Source organism: Epilithonimonas sp. JDS (assembly GCF_021261315.1).
GTDB lineage: Bacteria > Bacteroidota > Bacteroidia > Flavobacteriales > Weeksellaceae > Epilithonimonas.
In genome coordinates this window covers 65,025-84,037 of the sequence record NZ_JAJSAX010000003.1, presented here as the reverse complement: position 1 = coordinate 84,037, position 19,013 = coordinate 65,025, and the positions used below count along the sequence as shown (strand labels likewise).

Genomic DNA, 19,013 nt, shown 5'->3' with positions numbered 1-19,013 from the left:
AAATAATTCCGTTGGATATTATTTTTTTATCTAAATTAATAAGTGTAAAAAATACAAATAAAAAATTATGAGAAATTCAGTTGTATTTGCTTTAGGTTTTATCTTTTCAGGAATATTCATTTCTGCACAAACACTTGATAAACAGGCGCCGCAAGGTTTTGATGTCGAAAAGAAAGAAATTCCCCACGGGAAAATTGATACAATAAAATATGAATCAACAACGGTAGGAACTCAAAGAAAAGCTTTGATTTATACACCGCCGGGCTTCAAAAAAGGAAATAAATATCCGGTTTTGTACCTGCTTCACGGCATTGGCGGAGACGAAAAAGAGTGGTATAAAAACGGAATACCTCAGATTATTCTTGACAATCTCTATGCTCAGGGAAAACTGACTCCGATGATTGTCGTTTTGCCCAATGGCAGAGCGATGAAAGATGACAGAGCAACGGGAAATATTATGGCAAAAGATAAAGTGGAAGCTTTTGCAACTTTCGAAAAAGATTTGCTGAACGATTTGATTCCTTTCATCGAAAAAAAATATCCTGTAAAAAAAGACCGGGAAAACCGTGCGATTGCCGGACTGTCAATGGGTGGCGGACAAACCCTGAATTTCGGATTGGGAAACATCGACAAATTCGCTTGGGTGGGAGGTTTCTCATCTGCTCCGAATACCAAAGAGCCTCAACAGTTACTCCCGAATCCTACCAAAGCTAAAGAATTAAAACTGCTTTGGATTTCCTGCGGCGACCAGGACGGATTGATGCCTTTCAGTAAAAGGACGAGCGATTATCTAACGGAAAATAAAATTCCGCACATTTTTTACATAGAACCGGGTGGTCACGATTTCAAAGTCTGGAAAAATGATTTGTATATCTTTTCGCAATTACTCTTTAAACCTGTTGACAAAACCAAATTTTCGGAATTTACCGTTTTTGGGAGTCCGGCGGAATCAAACATCAGAAACGCACAGTTTCCACAGATTTTACCCAGCAGAAAAGCAATTTTCAGAGTAAAAGCTCCGGATGCGCAAAAAGTTCAGATAGATCTAGGAAAAAAATACGACCTCAAAAAAGAAACGGACGGTGTTTGGACGGCAACCACAGATTCTTTGAGCGAAGGCTTTCATTATTATTCTTTACTGATTGATAATGTAGCGGTTGCTGATCCATCCAGTAAATCATTTTATGGAATGGGAAGATATGCGAGCGGAATCGAAGTTCCTTTTGCAGGAGACGGTTATTATGCCCTGAAAGATGTTCCGCACGGCGATATTCGTATTCAGAATTTTTTCTCAAAAGTCACGAATTCTTGGAGAAGAGTATTTATTTACACTCCACCCGGATACGACAAAAATGTAAACGAAAACTATCCGGTTCTCTACATTCTTCACGGTGGTGGCGAGGATGAAAGTGGATGGGCAATGCAGGGCAAAACAAATCTAATTTTAGACAATCTTATTGCGGAAGGAAAAGCAAAACCGATGATTGTTGTAATGCCCGATGCGAATATCGGATCTGCTGGATTTGGAAATTTTGGTATCAGAAACCTTCAGATGTTTGAAAAAGAACTGAAAGAATCTGTAATTCCATTTACGGAATCGGGTTTCAGGGTTAAAAAAGATGCAGCAAACAGAGCTTTGGCAGGATTGTCAATGGGCGGGATTTATACGTTGTATACAGGAATTCAGAATTCTGAAATGTTTTCTTACTTGGGCGTTTTCAGTTCTGGATGGATGCTTCCTATGTTGCAGAATGTAGCGAATGATGAGTATAAATTTCTTGCCGAAAATAAGGCGAAATTCAATTCAAATATTAAAAATTTCTGGATTGCAATGGGCGGAAAAGATGACATTGCCTACAAAAATGGTCAGATGATGAATAAAAAATTTGATGAGATCGGGATTAAATATTCCTATTCCGAATATCCCGGCGGTCACACCTGGCCGGTTTGGAGAAACAATCTGTATCAGTTTGCTCAATTGCTTTTTAAAAATTAAAATTTAATCTTCAGTTTTTAAAGCTGTTAAAATTTAATTCAAATCCATAATCATAGAAATAATGAATTTCAGAAAAATAAACATAAAAGCTTTTATTGTTACGATTGTAATAATATCCGGAGCAGAGCAGAGTATCAGCGCACAATCCTACAAAAAAACGGATTCGGGGTTGAGTTTTTCTGCTGAGAATACAAATGTGGAAGTAAAGTTTTACGGACCGCATACAGTAAGAATCATCAAATATCCTGCAAGGAAATCATTTGTAAAAAACAGCCTTTCTGTTATCAAACAAGAGCAAAAAACAAAATTCTCTGTTACGGAAAATAAAGATATTTTATTAATAAAAACAAATGATTTACAATTATCAGTTAATATAAAAAACGGAGAAATTGCTTATACAACAACATCCGGAGAAGAACTTCTTAAAGAAAGCGGAAGTAGTTTCAAACCTTTCAATGATGCCGGAAGTCCAACTTATTCTGTAACCCAATCTTTTCAGTTGGAAAAAGACGAACCGATTTATGGTTTGGGAATCCTTCAAAACGGGAAATTATCCCAACGCAATCAGGACATCAGAATGGTGCAGAACAATACCTGGGATTTCGTGCCTTTTTTCCAGTCTGTAAAAGGTTATGGCATTTTTTGGGATAATTATTCGCCAACTCAGTTTACAGATAATCCTCAGAATACATCTTTCGCTTCCGAAGTGGGAGAAGGCGTGGATTATTATTTTATGTATGGCGGAAATGCAGACGGTGTAGTTGCCAAGATGCGTGACCTTACCGGAAATGTTCCGATGTTTCCGTTATGGACGTATGGTTATTGGCAAAGCAAAGAACGTTATAAAAGTCAGAATGAAATTGTAGATGTCGTAAAAAAATACCGTGATTTGAAAGTTCCTTTGGACGGAATCATTCAGGATTGGCAATATTGGGGAAATAATTATCAGTGGAATGCAATGGATTTTATCAGTCCCGATTTTCCTGATGCCAAAAAAATGATCAATGACATCCACGGGATGAATGCGCATTTGTCTGTTTCCATCTGGTCGTCATTCGGACCGATGACGAATCAATATCGTGAAATGGACAAAAAAGGAATGCTTTTCAATTTTGGTACTTGGCCGGAATCTGGCAGAGAAGTCTGGCCTCCTGATATGAATTATCCTTCAGGCGTGCGTGTTTACGATGCCTACAATCCCGAAGCCAGAGACATTTACTGGAAATATCTGAACAAGGGTGTTTTCAGTCTTGGCGTAGACACCTGGTGGATGGATTCTACAGAACCTGACCATCTTAGCCAGAAACCTGAAGATTTGGATACCAAAACTTATTTGGGATCTTTCCGAAAAGTAAGAAATGCTTATCCATTAATGACTGTTGGTGGGGTTTATGACCATCAGCGAGCAACGACAAGTGATAAAAGAGTTTTTATTTTAACAAGGTCTGCATTTGCGGGTCAACAAAGATATGCCGCAAATACTTGGTCGGGCGACGTCAATTCTTCCTGGGAATCTTTGCGCAATCAGGTTCCGGCTGGTTTAAATTTTAGCCTTACTGGAAACCCTAATTTCAATTCTGACATCGGCGGCTTCTTTGCCGGCACGTATAAAAAAGGCTGGAGCGAGAGTTCAGGTTCAAAAAATCCAATGTTTCAGGAATTGTATGTCCGTTGGTTGCAATACGGAACCTTCACGCCGATGATGCGTTCGCACGGAGCCGATGTTCCTAGAGAGATTTACCAATTCGGAAAAAAAGGAAAGCCAGTGTATGATGCTGTTGAGAAATTCATCAGATTAAGATATAGTATGTTACCTTATATTTATTCTGTTTCTAGGGACGTTTCTAAAAACCAGTCGAGTTTTATGAGAGCGTTGGCAATGGATTTTGCAGAAGATAAAAAAGTTTGGGACATCAATAATGAATATATGTTTGGGAAATCCTTCCTAGTTGCTCCCATACTGAATGCGCAATATACCCCTGAAAAAATAATGAAAACCAACGAACAAACCGGTTGGGATAAAAAAGAGGAAACTCAAAAAGGACCTTCTGCTGTTGATGTAGATTTTACACAAAATAAAACCGTCAAAGTCTATCTTCCGTCCAGTTCTATATGGTATGATTACTGGACCAATGCAAAGCACAACGGCGGACAGGAAATCGAAAAAACAGTCAATATCCAAAGTATTCCATTGTATGTAAAAGGTGGAAGCATTATTCCTTTCGGTCCGGATGTTCAGTATGCGACAGAAAAAAAATGGGATAATCTTACTATTAAAGTTTATCCGGGTTCAGATGCAGATTTTGTTTTGTACGAAGATGAATTCGACAATTATAACTATGAAAAAGGAGATTTTACAGAAATACCAATGCATTGGAATGACAAATCCCATACACTAACTATTGACACTCGAAAAGGAAAATATAAAGGAATGATTGAGAACCGAAATTTTACCATAATTCTTCCAGATGGTCAGCAAAAAACGGTGGCTTATTCAGGTAAAAATATTAAAGTGATTCTTAAATAATGATAATCAAACTCTTGAAATACCAAGACAGAGTAAATCATTACATATTAAATTCAAAAAATGAATTATGATTAAGAAAACAGTTTTAAAATATACTTTAAATATTGGATTAATGCTTACAGGATTATCGTTGTCTGCACAAAATCCCATCATTCAGACCAAATTTACGGCTGATCCTGCGCCAATGGTTTACAAAGACACCGTTTTTTTGTACACCAGTCACGACGAAAATGATGCGTTCGGATTTAAAATGAAAGACTGGCTGCTATACACTTCAACAGATATGGTCAACTGGACCGATCACGGTGTTGTGGCTTCATTAAAGGATTTCAAATGGACTGACCCGGAAAACGGAGCGTGGGCTCCACAAGTCATAGAAAGAGACGGCAAGTTTTATATGTATTGTCCGATGCCCGGACAGAGGGGAATCGGTGTTTTGGTTGCCGACAGTCCGTATGGTCCGTTCAAAGACCCAATCGGAAAACCGCTTGTAAAAAATTCAAGCGACGATATTGATCCTACTGTTCTCATTAATGATGATGGACAGGCTTACTTATATTGGGGAAATCCAAATTTATGGTACGTAAAGCTCAATAAAGATATGATTTCTGTTGACGGACCTGTTGTAAAAGACCCTTCGATTGCCAAAGTCAAAGGTTCTCCCGACCCATTTCATTATCAGGAAGGACCTTGGGCGTGGAAGCGAAACGGGAATTATTATATGGCTTATGCCTCAACGTGCTGTCCGGAAGGAATCGGTTATGCGATGGGAAAATCGGCAACAGGTCCTTGGGAATATAAGGGAATGATTATGGACAGCGATAAACGTTCCAACGGAAATCATCCCGGAATCATTGATTACAAAGGAAAATCTTATGTTTTCGGCTTCAATTATAATCTCGGAAAACAAACCATAAGCAAGCATTACGAGCGCCGTTCCATTTGTGTGAGCGAACTGACTTACAATGCCGATGGTACGATTCAAAAGCTACCGTTCTGGAATCCTGAAGGGGTAAAAAGAATAGCAACACTGAATCCTTATGAAAAAGTAGAAGCGGAAACCATCGCCTACAGCGAAGGCTTGAAAACAGAAAAAATGACCGAATGGGAAAGAAATAATCCTTATGACACCGGCAAAAAAATTACCGACCGTCTCGTGGTTTCATCTATTAACAATGGCGATTACCTTAAAGTTCAGGGCGTTGATTTTTCCAAAGGAACCAAATTCCTGGAAGTATCAATTGCTTCAATGAATGGCGGAAGTATAGAAATTCATACCGATGCGGTGGACGGACCAATATTAGGAACTGTTCAGGTAACCGGAAAAGCGGAAGGCGACCTCTTTAAAACCATTAAATCTCCTGTAAAAAATATTAAAGGCGTTCACGATTTGTATTTCGTATTCAAAGGAAGCAAAGACCTTTTCTACTTCGATTGGTGGAAATTCAGTGCAAGTTAAATAAGTACACAGACACTTCGACTCCGCTCAGTGTGACATCTCTAACTAGCTGTTGTCATATTGAGCTTATCGGAATGTTTTAACAATGTCAGTCTGAGCGGAGTCGAAGACCTAGGTGAAGTTATGGACAATCCTATATTTTTTTAAATACAATGAATCATCTTAATCAATTTTAAAAATGTACAGATTTAAACTCTTTATTTTCAGTTTTTTAATTACCGGATGTTGGTTAAATGCTCAGACTGTAGTTTGGCTTGATGAGCTCGATCTCAGTGTTTCCACACAAGGTCACGGAACTCCGGGCATCAATACTTCCGTAGCCGGAAAACCATTGACTATTGCTGGAGAAGTTTTCAAAAGAGGTTTCGGGACACACGCCGAAAGTTCTCTATTGATTAAATTAGATGGGAAAGCAAAGAATTTTACGGCATTGGTAGGACTCGATGATGAAGTTAAAGGGCAGGATCCGGCAGTAGAATTTGAGATTTATGGAGATAATAAAAAGATTTGGTCAAGTGAATTGATGCATCTTGACGATAAAGCTAAACCTGTATCGGTTTCATTAGAAGGTGTCAATCAACTTGAACTCTTGGTTACCGATGGTGGCAATGGTCCTTATTACGATCACGCCAATTGGGTTGATGCAAAATTTGAAACCACAGGAGTGAATACCTTAAAAACATTCAATCCAATCTCATCGGAAGAATATATTTTAACACCAAAAGCTTCTGCAACGCCAAAAATCAATTCTGCAAAAGTTTTTGGCGTTCGTCCAGAATCTCCATTTCTGTTTAGAATTCCGACAACAGGAGAACGACCAATGACTTTCTCGGTAAAAGGTCTTCCAAAAGGATTAAAAATAGATCAGAAAACCGGAATTATTACTGGAAAATTGAATAAAAAAGGAATTTATAAAGTGGAATTAATGGCTCAGAATGCAAAAGGAAAAACTTCAAAAAAATTAAAAATAAATTGCGGAGACCGGATTGCACTCACGCCAACGATGGGCTGGAACAGTTGGAATTGTTTCGGTCTGGAAGTCTCTGCCGATAAAGTAAAACGAGCTGCCGATGCTTTGGTTAAAAGCGGTCTTGCAGACCACGGTTGGAGTTACATCAACATTGATGATTCCTGGCAGTACAACCGGGATTCCAAAGACCATCCCAAAATGCGTGATGAAAAAGGATTTATTATTCCCAATTCAAAATTTCCGGATATGAAAGGTCTTGCAGATTATGTACACGCTAACGGATTGAAGATGGGAATTTATTCATCGCCCGGCCCTTGGACTTGTGGTGGATGTGCCGGAAGTTACGGTTACGAAAAACAAGATGCCGAAATCTATTCAAGATGGGGTATTGATTATTTAAAATATGACTGGTGCAGCTATGGCGGCGTGATAGATGGTCTGCCGGAAAACGACCCTTTTAAAGTTCCTTCCCTCGCATTTCAGGGCGGAGGCGACCCGGAAAAAGGAGTAAAGCCTTTCAAAATAATGGGCGATTTACTTCGTCAGCAGCCGAGAGATATTGTGTACAATCTTTGTCAGTACGGGATGGGAGACGTTTGGAAATGGGGCGATAAAGTTGATGCGCAGTCGTGGAGAACCACCAATGATATTACTGATACTTGGGCAAGTGTCAAAAGCATTGCGTTGGCGCAGGACAAAGCCGCTCCGTTTGCGAAATCAGGCAATTGGAACGACGCAGATATGCTTGTAGTGGGCGAAGTAGGCTGGGGGAATCCACATAAAAGCCGGCTGAAACCGGACGAGCAGTATCTCCACATCAGCCTTTGGAGCATATTTTCAGCGCCTTTGCTTATTGGTTGTGATTTAGAAAAATTAGATGATTTTACATTAAATCTTTTAACGAATGATGAGGTAATTGCCGTCAATCAGGATGCATTGGGGAAACAAGGTATTTGTCTTCAAACCATCGGCGAGCTCAGAGTTTATGTCAAAGAGCTGGAAGACGGAGGAAAAGCAGTTGCTTTCACCAATTTCGGGAGGGAAAAAGTGAAGATGTCCTATAAAGATTTTTCAAAGCTGGGAATAGCCAGAAAACAAATTGTTCGTGATTTATGGAGGCAAAAAGATTTGGCAAAATTGAATACCACAAGCGAAAGTCTGCCACTGGATATTCCGGCGCACGGTGTGGCTTATTATAAGTTTATTCAGAATTAAATAATACAATATTCTAAAGTATTTTAATATGAACTGGAAAACCTTAGTTTACCTTTTTATTCTGTCTCCTTTAATGGGGAACGGACAAACTTATATCACTCATACCATCAATCAAGATGGTGTGGTTGTGCAGTTGTCAGAAGGTATTTTGAAAATAAATCCGATTCATAAAAATGCGGTTAGAATACAATGGATAAAAGATTTACCGGCAGAAGAGCGTGAGTTCGTTTTGGTCAACAGGCAGGATGTTCAAAAATTCAAATGTTCTGAGAATAAAGATTTTTTAAAGCTCAAATCCGGAAATGTTACCGTTTTGCTTGATAAAAAAAATTCCAAGCTTACTTTTCTTGATAAAAAAGGAAAAGTGTTACTGTCTGAAGCAATAAACAGCCGAAAATTAACAAACAATACCGCTTCATCCGAGCCTTGCTACATCGCAGAACAGGGCTTTGAAACAACATCTGATGAATATTTTTTTGGGCTGGGACAGTTTCAGGACGGTCATTATAATTTGAAAAATATCAGCAGGAAACTCATTCAGGTCAATAGCCAAATTGCTTTGCCTTTCCTATATTCTTCAAAAGGATATGGTATTTTGTGGCATCAGTACGGTTTATCGTGGTTCAATCCTGTGGACAATAATGTCGTGCTTGAGAAAGATTCATATTCCAACAGAGAAGAAAAAGAAGTGACTACGAGCAGCGGAACGGTGAAAGTTTCCCAACAGCAGGCTTCATACAAAGGCAAATTATCTTTAGACAAAGATTCTGAATATACTTTTATGCTCGATTTAGGCGAGATGGATAACCGGCATTTATTGATAATCGACGGAAAACCAGTCATTGACCAATCCAATCTGTGGTTGCCTCCCGCTGTAAGCACAAAAATTCTGTTGAAAGCTGGTGAACATCAAATACAAGTTGTTTGTAAAGCCAGCAATACGCCCACTTTAAAATTGAATGAAGCAAATAATGTCACGACTTTCCGTTCGCCAAACAGCAAAGCTTTGGATTATGTTTTTTTTACAGGCAATGATACGGATGAAGTCATAGAAGCTTATAGAGAATTTTCAGGTGAAGTTCCTATGCTTCCGAAATGGGCATTTGGATATTGGCAGTGCAGGGAGCGATACACTTCGGCCTCGCATCTTGTTGAGACCGTGAAAGAATTCAGAAAAAGAAAATTGCCGATGGATGTGATTGTTCAGGATTGGCAGTATTGGGGAAAATACGGATGGGGCGTTCCGAAATTTGATGAACAAAATTATCCCAACCCGGAACAGTTCATTAAAGAACTACATCAATTAAATTCAAAATTCTCCATATCCGTATGGGAAAATTTAGATAAAAAATCCGTCGTGGCAAAAGATTATGAAGGTCTTTACATTCCGGACAGTCCGTGGATTGATATTTATAATCCGAAAACCCAAAATGTTCATTGGAATGCTTTAAATGATAATCTTTTTAAATTCGGGGTTGATTCCTGGTGGATGGATGCCACAGAACCGGAAAATGATGCATTGGCAGGGAAGAAAACGTATTTCGGAGTGGGAGAATTTTACAGATTGACTTATCCTTTGTTCGTAAGCCAGGCGGTTTATGAAGGACAAAGGAAAACAAATCCTGATAAAAGAGTAGTGATATTAACGCGGTCTGCATTCCCAGGTCAGCAACGTTACGGGACTATCAATTGGTCGGGAGACATCGGCTGGGATTGGGATACCTACAAAAGGCAGATTGTTGCCGGACTCAATTATTCTTTGACCGGAATGCCATATTGGACAACCGATATCGGTGGCTTTTTCCGTCCGGGTTCGTCTCAATATACAGACCCAAAATACCACGATATTTTGATGCGCTGGTTTCAGTGGGGTGTATTTTGTCCGATTTTCAGGACGCACGGCTATCAATCCGAAACAGAACCCTGGAAATACGGCGATAAAGTAGAAGGAGAAATGCGGGAATTAATCAATCTACGATATCAGTTATTGCCTTACATCTATTCTCAATCTTGGGAAGTTTCTCACAATAATTCTACAATAATGCGCCCGATGGTTATGGATTTCAAAGATGATTCGGAGGCTGTAAAACAGGCGTATCAGTATATGTTTGGAAAATCCATATTGGTTGCTCCTGTCACGATGCCGGAAGCGAAAGAGTGGAAGGTATATCTTCCGAAAGGAAATTCGTGGTACAACTTCTGGACGGATAAAAGTTATGAGGGTGGGCAAAATTTAATTGCCGATGCTTCCAAAAACAAAATCCCTTTGTTCATCAAATCTGGTTCTATCATCCCTTTCGGACCGATAATGCAGTATTCTTCTGAAAAATCAAATGAAGCAATGACGATTAAAATCTATTGCGGTGAAAACGGTTCTTTTGAACTTTATGAAGATGAAGGTGATAACTACAATTATGAAAAAGGAAACTACAGCATAATTCCATTTACTTGGAATGAAAAAAACAAAACTTTGAAGATAGGTTCACGTCAGGGATTTTTTGATGGAATTACACAAAAAAGAACATTTAATATTAGTGTAATCGGTTTGAATGGTAAAATAATCAACAGAAACATTCTGTATGATGGTCGTGCTGTTTTGTCAGAATTTTAATGAAAACTAATTTCAATATGAAAAAAATAAAAATACTAATTAGTCTGGTTGTATGCAGTTTCAGCATTGCCGTTTTTGCACAGAATCCGATCATCCAGACTCATTTTTCACCAGATCCTGCACCAATGGTTTACAAAGACAGAATGTACGTTTACACAGGAGACGACATTCCGGGATACGATTTTTATTATATGACGAAATGGAGGGTACATTCATCCGAAGATATGGTCAACTGGACAGACCACGGTGTTCCAATTTCCTTAGAATCCTTCAGCTGGGCTCGTGACCGCGCTTGGGCATCACAATGTATACAGCGAAACGGCAAATTTTATTGGTACATCTGTGCTCAAACCATTAATAATGATATGGCAATTGGTGTTGCCGTTTCAGATACTCCGACAGGACCGTTCAAAGATGCGCTCGGAAAACCACTGATTACAACAGGAAGTTGGGATAATATCGACCCGACGGTTTTCATAGATGAAGACGGACAGGCGTATCTCTATTGGGGCAATGGTCATCTTTTTTATGTAAAGCTCAACAAAGATATGGTTTCGTATGAAGGGAAAATTACTGAAATTCCGCAGTCGGTGGAATCATTTGGCGGACTCAGACGTCCCGGAAAAAGTGATGAGGTTTTGCAAAAGCAAGAGAAATTTGAAGATGTTTTTGTGGAAGGACCTTGGTTTTATAAAAGAAATAAACAATATTATCTGATGTACGCAGGAATGACCGGACGTACAGAATGTCTGTCTTACTCCACAAGCTCATCACCAACAGGTCCCTGGAAATATCAGGGCAAAATAATGACCGATCAGCCGACCAACAGCTTTACTAACCACGGCGGAATCATTGATTTCAAAGGGAAATCCTACTTGTTCTATCACACAGGATTATTGCCGGGTGCAGGAAGCTATGGCAGGTCGACTGCGATTGAAGAATTCAAATATAATTCTGATGGAAGCATTCCGAAAATTGCAATGACCAAAGAAGGCGTAAATCCGGTTTCAACGGTAAATCCTTATAAAAGAAACGAAGCGGAAATGATGGCCTGGTCCGAGAAATGCAAAACCGCTGAAAATAAGAAAACCGGAGTTTATGTAACTGAAACTCGAGTGAATGGATTCATTAAAGTCCGTTCTGTAGATTTCGGAAATCAGGGAGTTTCTGCATTTTCAGCTTCAATAGCTTCCGGGCTTGACGGAGGAATTCTGGAAGTCCGTTTAGACAGTGTTAAAGGAACAAAATTAGCACAAATTGAAGTACCGAGAACAGGAGGTTGGGACATCTGGAAAACTTTAACAGCCAAAATTTCAGAATCCGTTTCAGGCGTTCACGATGTGTATTTTGTCTTTCAGGGAAAAAATATCACGGCAGGTCGTGAGCTTTTTAATTTCGATTACTGGAGTTTTCAGAAAAAATAATGTTTGAATGTTAATTATTTAAAAATGAAGAAAAATATAATAAAGTCAGCGTTAAGTACTCTGTTTATAGGATATGCAGGAGTTTTGTCTGCACAGAATCCCATCATTCAAACTGCTTACACAGCCGACCCGGCGCCGATGGTTTTCAACGATCGTTTGTATGTTTACACCAGTCACGACGAAGACGATTCTACGTGGTTTACAATGAACAATTGGAAGCTATTTTCCACCAATGATATGGTCAACTGGACAGACCACGGTGTGATTCTTTCCTACAATGATTTCGATTGGGCAAAGCGTGATGCGTGGGCGGCGCAATGTATTGAACGAAACGGGAAATTCTTTATGTATGTCCCAATGATTTCGAAAACCAATAACAAAGGGGCAATTGGAGTTGCAGTTGGCGACAGTCCGTTTGGACCGTTTCACGATCCGCTGGGAAAACCGCTTGTTCAGAGTGAATGGGGCGATATTGACCCGACGGTTTTCATTGATGATGGTCAGGCGCAAATGTATTGGGGAAATCCCAAACTTAAATACGTGAAACTGAATGAAGATATGATTTCCTATTCCGGTGATATTGTTGAAGTTCCGATGACTGAAGAATCTTTCGGAAAACGGGAAGGAAATCCTGAAAGACCCACAAAATACGAAGAGGGTCCGTGGCTTTACAAACGAAAAAATCTTTATTATCTCTTCTGGCCGGGCGGTCCGTTGCCCGAGTTTATAGGCTATTCCACCAGCAAAAGTCCGCAAGGTCCGTGGAAATATGGCGGAATTATTATGCCTGCGGAGGGAAAATCTTTTACCAATCATCCCGGCGTGATTGATTTCAGAGGGAAAACCTACTTTTTCTATCACAATGGTGCTTTGCCGGGAGGAAGTGGATTCACAAGGTCGGTCAGTGTGCAGGAATTAGAATTTAATAAAGACGGTTCTATTTCACCTTTCAAAATGACCAATGGTATTACGAAAGCTATTGCAACCGTTAATCCTTACGCATTCAATCAGGCAGAGATGATTTCCTGGTCGGAGAATGTAAAATCTTATCAAAACAAAGTCGTTGGAGTTTTCATTAAAGCAAAGAAAAACGGTGCTTACACAAGTGTAAAAAATGTTGATTTTGGAAAAGATAGCGCAACAACTTTTTCTGCAAGAGTAGGAACTACGCATAATAGCGGTGTTACGATGGATTTTCATTTAGACAGTTTGGACGGACCACTTGCAGGAACTATAAAAGTTCCGATGACTGGCGGAGACGACCGCTTTGAGACGGTTAAAATCAATTTATCTAATTCGATTAAAGGCGTTCACAATCTTTATTTCGTTTTCAATGGTAAAGCGGAAAAAGACATTATGTTTTTCGATTATTGGATGTTTTCAAAATAATTTAAAATGAAAAAATTAATACTCATATTTCTATCATTCATAAGCTTCTGTTTTTTATCGGAAGTCAAAGCACAGATTGCCGAAGTTTCAAGTCCGGATGGAAAGTTAAAGCTTGAAGTTTTTTCAGAAAACGGAAATGCATTATATTCTTTGAATTTTCAGGGAAAAATGATGCTCGAAAAATCTCCGTTGGGTTTAGTAACCAATGAATCTGATTTCTCTAAAAATTTAAAGTTTATTGAAAGCAAAAAAGACATTATTTCCAAAAAATACAGCAACGAAAAAATCAAAAAATCACAAGTTGAGTATAAAGCCAATACACTGACTGTCAATTTTACTAATGCAGACCAGTTTAATATTGGAATTGAGTTTCAGATAAGTGACAATAATATTGCGCTTCGATACGACATTCCCCCAATAAAAGACCATCTCAGTATTGTGATACAGTCGGAAGTTACGGGATATAGATTTCCACAACAGACTACGACGTTTCTCTCACCAATGATGAAGCCGATGACAGGTTTTGCACGCACTGCACCAAGTTACGAAAGTGGGTACAAAGCTGATGCAGAACTAGGAATAAAAGCTGATTATGGTTATGTTTTCCCAGGACTTTTTCATATCGGAAACGAAGGCTGGATTTTACTTTCGGAAACCGGAATAAGCAGTTTGTACTGTGCTTCTCATCTTGAAACCACTTCAGAAAAGAATCTTTATCAAGTAGCTTATCCAAATATGAAGGAAAACAACGGTTTCGGAAGTTCAGGAGCAGCAATTTCTTTGCCCGGGAAAACTCCGTGGAGAACCATTACGATTGGAGATTCTTTGAAACCGATTGTTGAAACGACCATTCCTTTTGATGTTGTAGAACCTCTTTATGAACCTTCGCAGAGATATCAATTCGGAAAATCTACCTGGAGCTGGATTCTATGGCAGGATAACAGTATGAATTATGATGACCAGACCAAATTTATTGATTTGGCATCAAAACTTAATTATGAATTCATTTTGATGGATGCGCTTTGGGATAAAAATATCGGCAAAGACCGGATGAAAGAACTCGTTCAATACGCCAAATCTAAAAATGTGGGAGTAATGCTTTGGTATAATTCCAACGGAGCCGCCAATGATGCGCCAATGGGACCAAGAAACAAAATGAGCACTTCTGTAGAACGCAAAAAAGAAATGAAATGGCTGAAAGAAATCGGTGTAAAAGGTCTGAAAGTCGATTTTTTTGGTGGCGACAAGCAGGAAACGATGCGTCTGTATGAAGATATTTTGTCGGATGCCAATGATTTTGGTCTGATGATTATTTTCCACGGCGCTACTTTGCCAAGAGGCTGGGAAGTAATGTACCCGAATTATGCTGGAAGCGAAGCTGTTTTAGCCTCGGAAATGCTTTACTTTTCGGAAGATGTCCGTAAGCAGGAAGCATTTTTTGCAACCTTACATCCTTTCATCAGAAATACGGTAGGAAGTATGGAGTTTGGCGGAACTTTTCTGAATAAATTTTTAACGAAATCCAATAAAGAAAAGAACAGAAGATTAACCACAGATGGTTTTCAGTTGGCGACAGCAGTTTTGTTTCAGAATCCGATTCAGATGTTTGGAATAATGCCGAATAACCTGACTGATGCTCCAAAATTACAGTTGGATTTTATAAAAGAAGTACCCACGCTTTGGGATGAAACGGTTTTCATCGACGGTTATCCCGGGAAATATTCTGTTATTGCGAGAAGACATAATGACAAATGGTATGTTGCGGGTGTAAATGCTGAAAAAACTTCTAAAAAACTTAAACTTTATCTTCCGATGTTGGCTGGTAAAAATCTGGAGCTTATTAATGATGATAAAAATGGAAACACTTTTACAAAATCAGTTTCCATTAATAAAAAAGGAGAATTTGAAATTGAAATTCAGCCGAATGGGGGATTTGTGTTGAAGAATTGATACAGGAATAATTTGGGCAGCTTAATCCGTCTTCCACTCCCGCTTTTTTGCTAGTCGTACCTCCTCACAAAAAGAGCTCCGTTCAAGCCGGGCTGCGTGCAATTCGCAACTAATAAATGTTAAACTAAACCTTATAGGTTTTCAGAATCTATAAAGTTTCAATCAAATCAAAATAAAGATTATGAACAGATTACCGATACTATTTCTCTTTGTACTGTTGTTTGGTGCTTGTTTAAATGGACAGGCGACAGAACCATTTATCACGACAAAAAAAAGCGATGATGCTATTCTCCTGAAAGATAAATCAGTCAATATCTCATTATTTACTAACAATAATATTGATACAGGAATATTGAGAGCTGTCAAAAATCTCCAAACAGATTTCCAGAAAGTAACAGGTGAACAGCCCAATATACTGAATCAGATTTCAGGAATGAATTCTCCTTTAATCATCATTGGAACTGTCGGAACAAAATCGGTAATTGATGATTTAATCAGACAAAAAAAAATTGACGGAAAAGCACTAACCGGAAAACGTGAAAAATACATTATCCAAAATATCAGCAATCCTTTTCCCGGAGTTTCGGAAGCAATTGTGATTGCAGGAAGCGACAAACGAGGGACGATTTACGGGATTTATGAAGTTTCTCGGCAAATCGGCATTTCACCCTGGCATTATTGGGCAGATGTTCCGGTGGAAGCAAAAGAAAATTTATACTTCAAAAAAGGAATTTATACCGATGGAGAACCTGCCGTAGAATACCGCGGAATTTTTCTGAATGATGAAGAACCTTCGCTCGGCGGTTGGGCAAGAGCTACTTTCGGCGGCGTCAATTCTAAATTTTATGAAAAAGTTTTTGAATTGCTTCTTCGCTCCAAAGCCAATTATCTATGGCCTGCGATGTGGGGAAAAGCATTTTACGACGATGATGCTTTGAGTGGACCATTAGCCAACGAAATGGGTATTATAATGGGAACTTCTCATCACGAACCGATGGCTCAGGCTCAGACCGATTGGCATCGATATATCAAAAAAAATAACCTTCCGAATGTTTGGGATTACTCAAAAAATGCTAAAGTTTTGCAGGATTTCTGGAAAGCAGGAATTGTGAGAAGCAAAAACTGGGAAAAACTCGTGACTGTCGGAATGCGTGGCGACGGTGACGAAGCGATGGGAGAGGGAACTAATATTTCTCTACTTGAAAACATTGTAAAAGACCAGCGCAAAATTATCCAAAATGTTACAGGTAAAAATCCAAGCAAAACGCCTCAGGTTTGGGCTTTGTACAAAGAAGTTCAGGATTATTATGACAAAGGAATGAGAGTTCCGGATGATGTAATTCTCTTGTTTTGTGATGATAATTGGGGTAATGTGAGAAAACTTCCGGACCTTTCAAAACCTTTACACAAGGGCGGTTACGGAATGTATTATCATTTCGATTATGTAGGCGGACCGAGAAATTCAAAATGGATCAATATCAGTCCGATCCAAAGAGTTTGGGAGCAGATGAATCTTTCTTATGAGCATAAAGTGGATAAAGTTTGGGTTGTAAATGTAGGAGATTTAAAACCGATGGAATTTCCAATCAGTTTTTTCTTAGAAATGGCGTGGAATCCGAAACAGTTTAACTCTAAAAACCTTCTCGAATATACCGAAAAATGGTCTGCACAACAGTTTGGCGAAAAACATTCAAAGGAAATTGCCAGAATGATTAACCTTTACGCTAAATATAACCGAAGAGTAACTCCGGAAACACTTGACAGCAAAACATTCAGCTTGGAAAATTATAATGAATTTGAGACTGTTCTCAATGACTACAGAGCGTTGGCAATAGATGCGTTACGTCTGAAAGAGCAGATTCCGGCAGAATATCAGGACGCCTATTATCAGTTGGTTCTTTACCCGATAGATGCGTGCAGCAATTTGTACGAAATGTATTATGCCGTGGCGAAAAACAAAGAACTGGCAGCCAAAAATGATCTCAAAGCAAATTTTTATGCTGATAAAGTAAAAGAATGTTTTGAAAGAAATGCTTACCTCGACAATAAATATAACAACGAAATTGCCGGAGGAAAATGGACGCATATGATGGACCAGATGAAGATAGGATACAAAGCCTGGTTTGACGGAAAAGTAAATGTAATGCCTGAAGTAACGTATGTTTCTGAAACAAATTTTGCGAAAGAGAAAGTGTTCCAGGAGAAAGATAAGTACATTTCAATCGAAGCGGAAAATTTTGCAAGAATGAATAATTCGGACAGAATCCATTGGGAAGTGATTCCTGATTTCGGGAAAACAAAATCCGGAATTACGACTTTTCCACAAAATGCCTATCCAAAATCTGATGAAAATATCTACTTGGAATATGATGTAAATTTTGAGTCTAAAGGCGAATTTGAATTTCAGCTTCTTCTAGCTCCGACTTTAAATTATAATCACAACAAAGGATTACGCTACGAGATTTCCTTTGATGGCGGAACTCCTCAAACCATTAATTTCAATAGTCATTACAAAGGCGAACTTGGGAAATGGCAGTCAGAACACATTATCAGATCAATGACCAGACATCAGATTTCAGAACCGGGAAAACATAAGTTAAGATTCAGAGTGTTGGAGCCGGGAATCGTGCTGGAAAAGATATTGATTAATACCGGGGGACTGAAGCCTTCTTATCTGGGGGCACCAGAAAGTCAGTATTCAGAAAAGTAGATAGTTACTTTAGCGAGAAATTTGTTTAAATCAACCCTTTCAGAATTTAACTCTGAAAGGGTTTTTTGTCTTAATTTCGATAAAATTTACTCCTCGATTTCCTGAAAAATATAGCTTGTTTTTTACCGATTGATTGAAAACAAAAACCAATTATTGAACGAAAAATTAATTGATTTCTCAAATTTTAATTCTTAGGAGCAAATTACGCAAGTATCAATTATTTTTTAAGCCATTTATCAATCAAAATCAATGGTAAAATTGTTTATTATTTTTTGTTTATAATTTTTTTTCGACATAATTAATAATACGCTTATCATAATAATCAATGACTAATGACAGATGAATATCAATATGAGCTGTTTTAATTTCCTTTCAAACACCTAATTTTAATATTAACTAATCATTAACGGAATGATAACATAATCATATTTCTGTTAATTTCAATATTATGTATTTTTATGATAAGCAGTTATAAAATTATTAATTCAGTAATTAAATGTGTTGTTTTGTTAAATTATTTATTATATTAGTATCAAATAACATTTAATAACAAAATTAATATAAATGGTATGAAATTTATCAGCTAATTATATTTTATTGAACGACTAAAATGATTATTATGCAATTTTAGGAAGATCTAAACTTGATTCTATAGCTGTCACTCCAAAAAACTTCACATCATCCATAAAGATGCTTTTCTAAATGCATCGGGTACTTAGTTGTGTTTTTTTTAAAAAAAAAGGTGAGTGAAAATTCTTTAAG

Annotated in this window: 9 protein-coding genes; all 9 read left to right on the top strand. The window is 38.3% G+C overall.

Going from position 1 to position 19,013, the window contains the following annotated elements:
- The first annotated feature begins 67 nt into the window (after window positions 1-67).
- Window positions 68-1,996, top strand: a complete 1,929-nt coding sequence (locus tag LUD75_RS10865; protein ID WP_232705700.1) for an alpha/beta hydrolase-fold protein — start codon at window positions 68-70, stop codon at window positions 1,994-1,996.
- A 61-nt stretch (window positions 1,997-2,057) separates the two neighbouring features.
- A complete protein-coding gene (locus tag LUD75_RS10860) occupies window positions 2,058-4,523 on the top strand; it encodes a TIM-barrel domain-containing protein (protein ID WP_232705699.1) in 2,466 nt (821 codons plus the stop codon).
- A 67-nt stretch (window positions 4,524-4,590) separates the two neighbouring features.
- Window positions 4,591-5,982 (top strand): glycoside hydrolase family 43 protein, encoded by a 1,392-nt coding sequence (locus LUD75_RS10855; protein ID WP_232705698.1) that lies wholly within the window; start codon window positions 4,591-4,593, stop codon window positions 5,980-5,982.
- 178 nt (window positions 5,983-6,160) lie between these two features.
- Window positions 6,161-8,167, top strand: a complete 2,007-nt coding sequence (locus LUD75_RS10850; RefSeq protein ID WP_232705697.1) for an NPCBM/NEW2 domain-containing protein — start codon at window positions 6,161-6,163, stop codon at window positions 8,165-8,167.
- Window positions 8,168-8,195: 28 nt separating this feature from the next.
- Window positions 8,196-10,778 (top strand): TIM-barrel domain-containing protein, encoded by a 2,583-nt coding sequence (locus LUD75_RS10845; RefSeq protein ID WP_232705696.1) that lies wholly within the window; start codon window positions 8,196-8,198, stop codon window positions 10,776-10,778.
- A 17-nt stretch (window positions 10,779-10,795) separates the two neighbouring features.
- Window positions 10,796-12,202, top strand: coding sequence for a glycoside hydrolase family 43 protein (locus LUD75_RS10840; RefSeq protein ID WP_232705695.1), 1,407 nt, complete (start codon window positions 10,796-10,798; stop codon window positions 12,200-12,202).
- 24 nt (window positions 12,203-12,226) lie between these two features.
- Entirely contained in the window at window positions 12,227-13,591 is a 1,365-nt protein-coding gene (locus LUD75_RS10835; protein ID WP_232705694.1) for a glycoside hydrolase family 43 protein, read from the top strand.
- Between the two features lie 6 nt (window positions 13,592-13,597).
- A complete protein-coding gene (locus tag LUD75_RS10830) occupies window positions 13,598-15,541 on the top strand; it encodes a glycoside hydrolase family 97 protein (RefSeq protein WP_232705693.1) in 1,944 nt (647 codons plus the stop codon).
- 181 nt (window positions 15,542-15,722) lie between these two features.
- Complete coding sequence (locus LUD75_RS10825; RefSeq protein WP_232705692.1) at window positions 15,723-18,251, top strand: glycosyl hydrolase 115 family protein; 2,529 nt, start codon at window positions 15,723-15,725, stop codon at window positions 18,249-18,251.
- The last annotated feature ends 762 nt before the right edge of the window (window positions 18,252-19,013 follow it).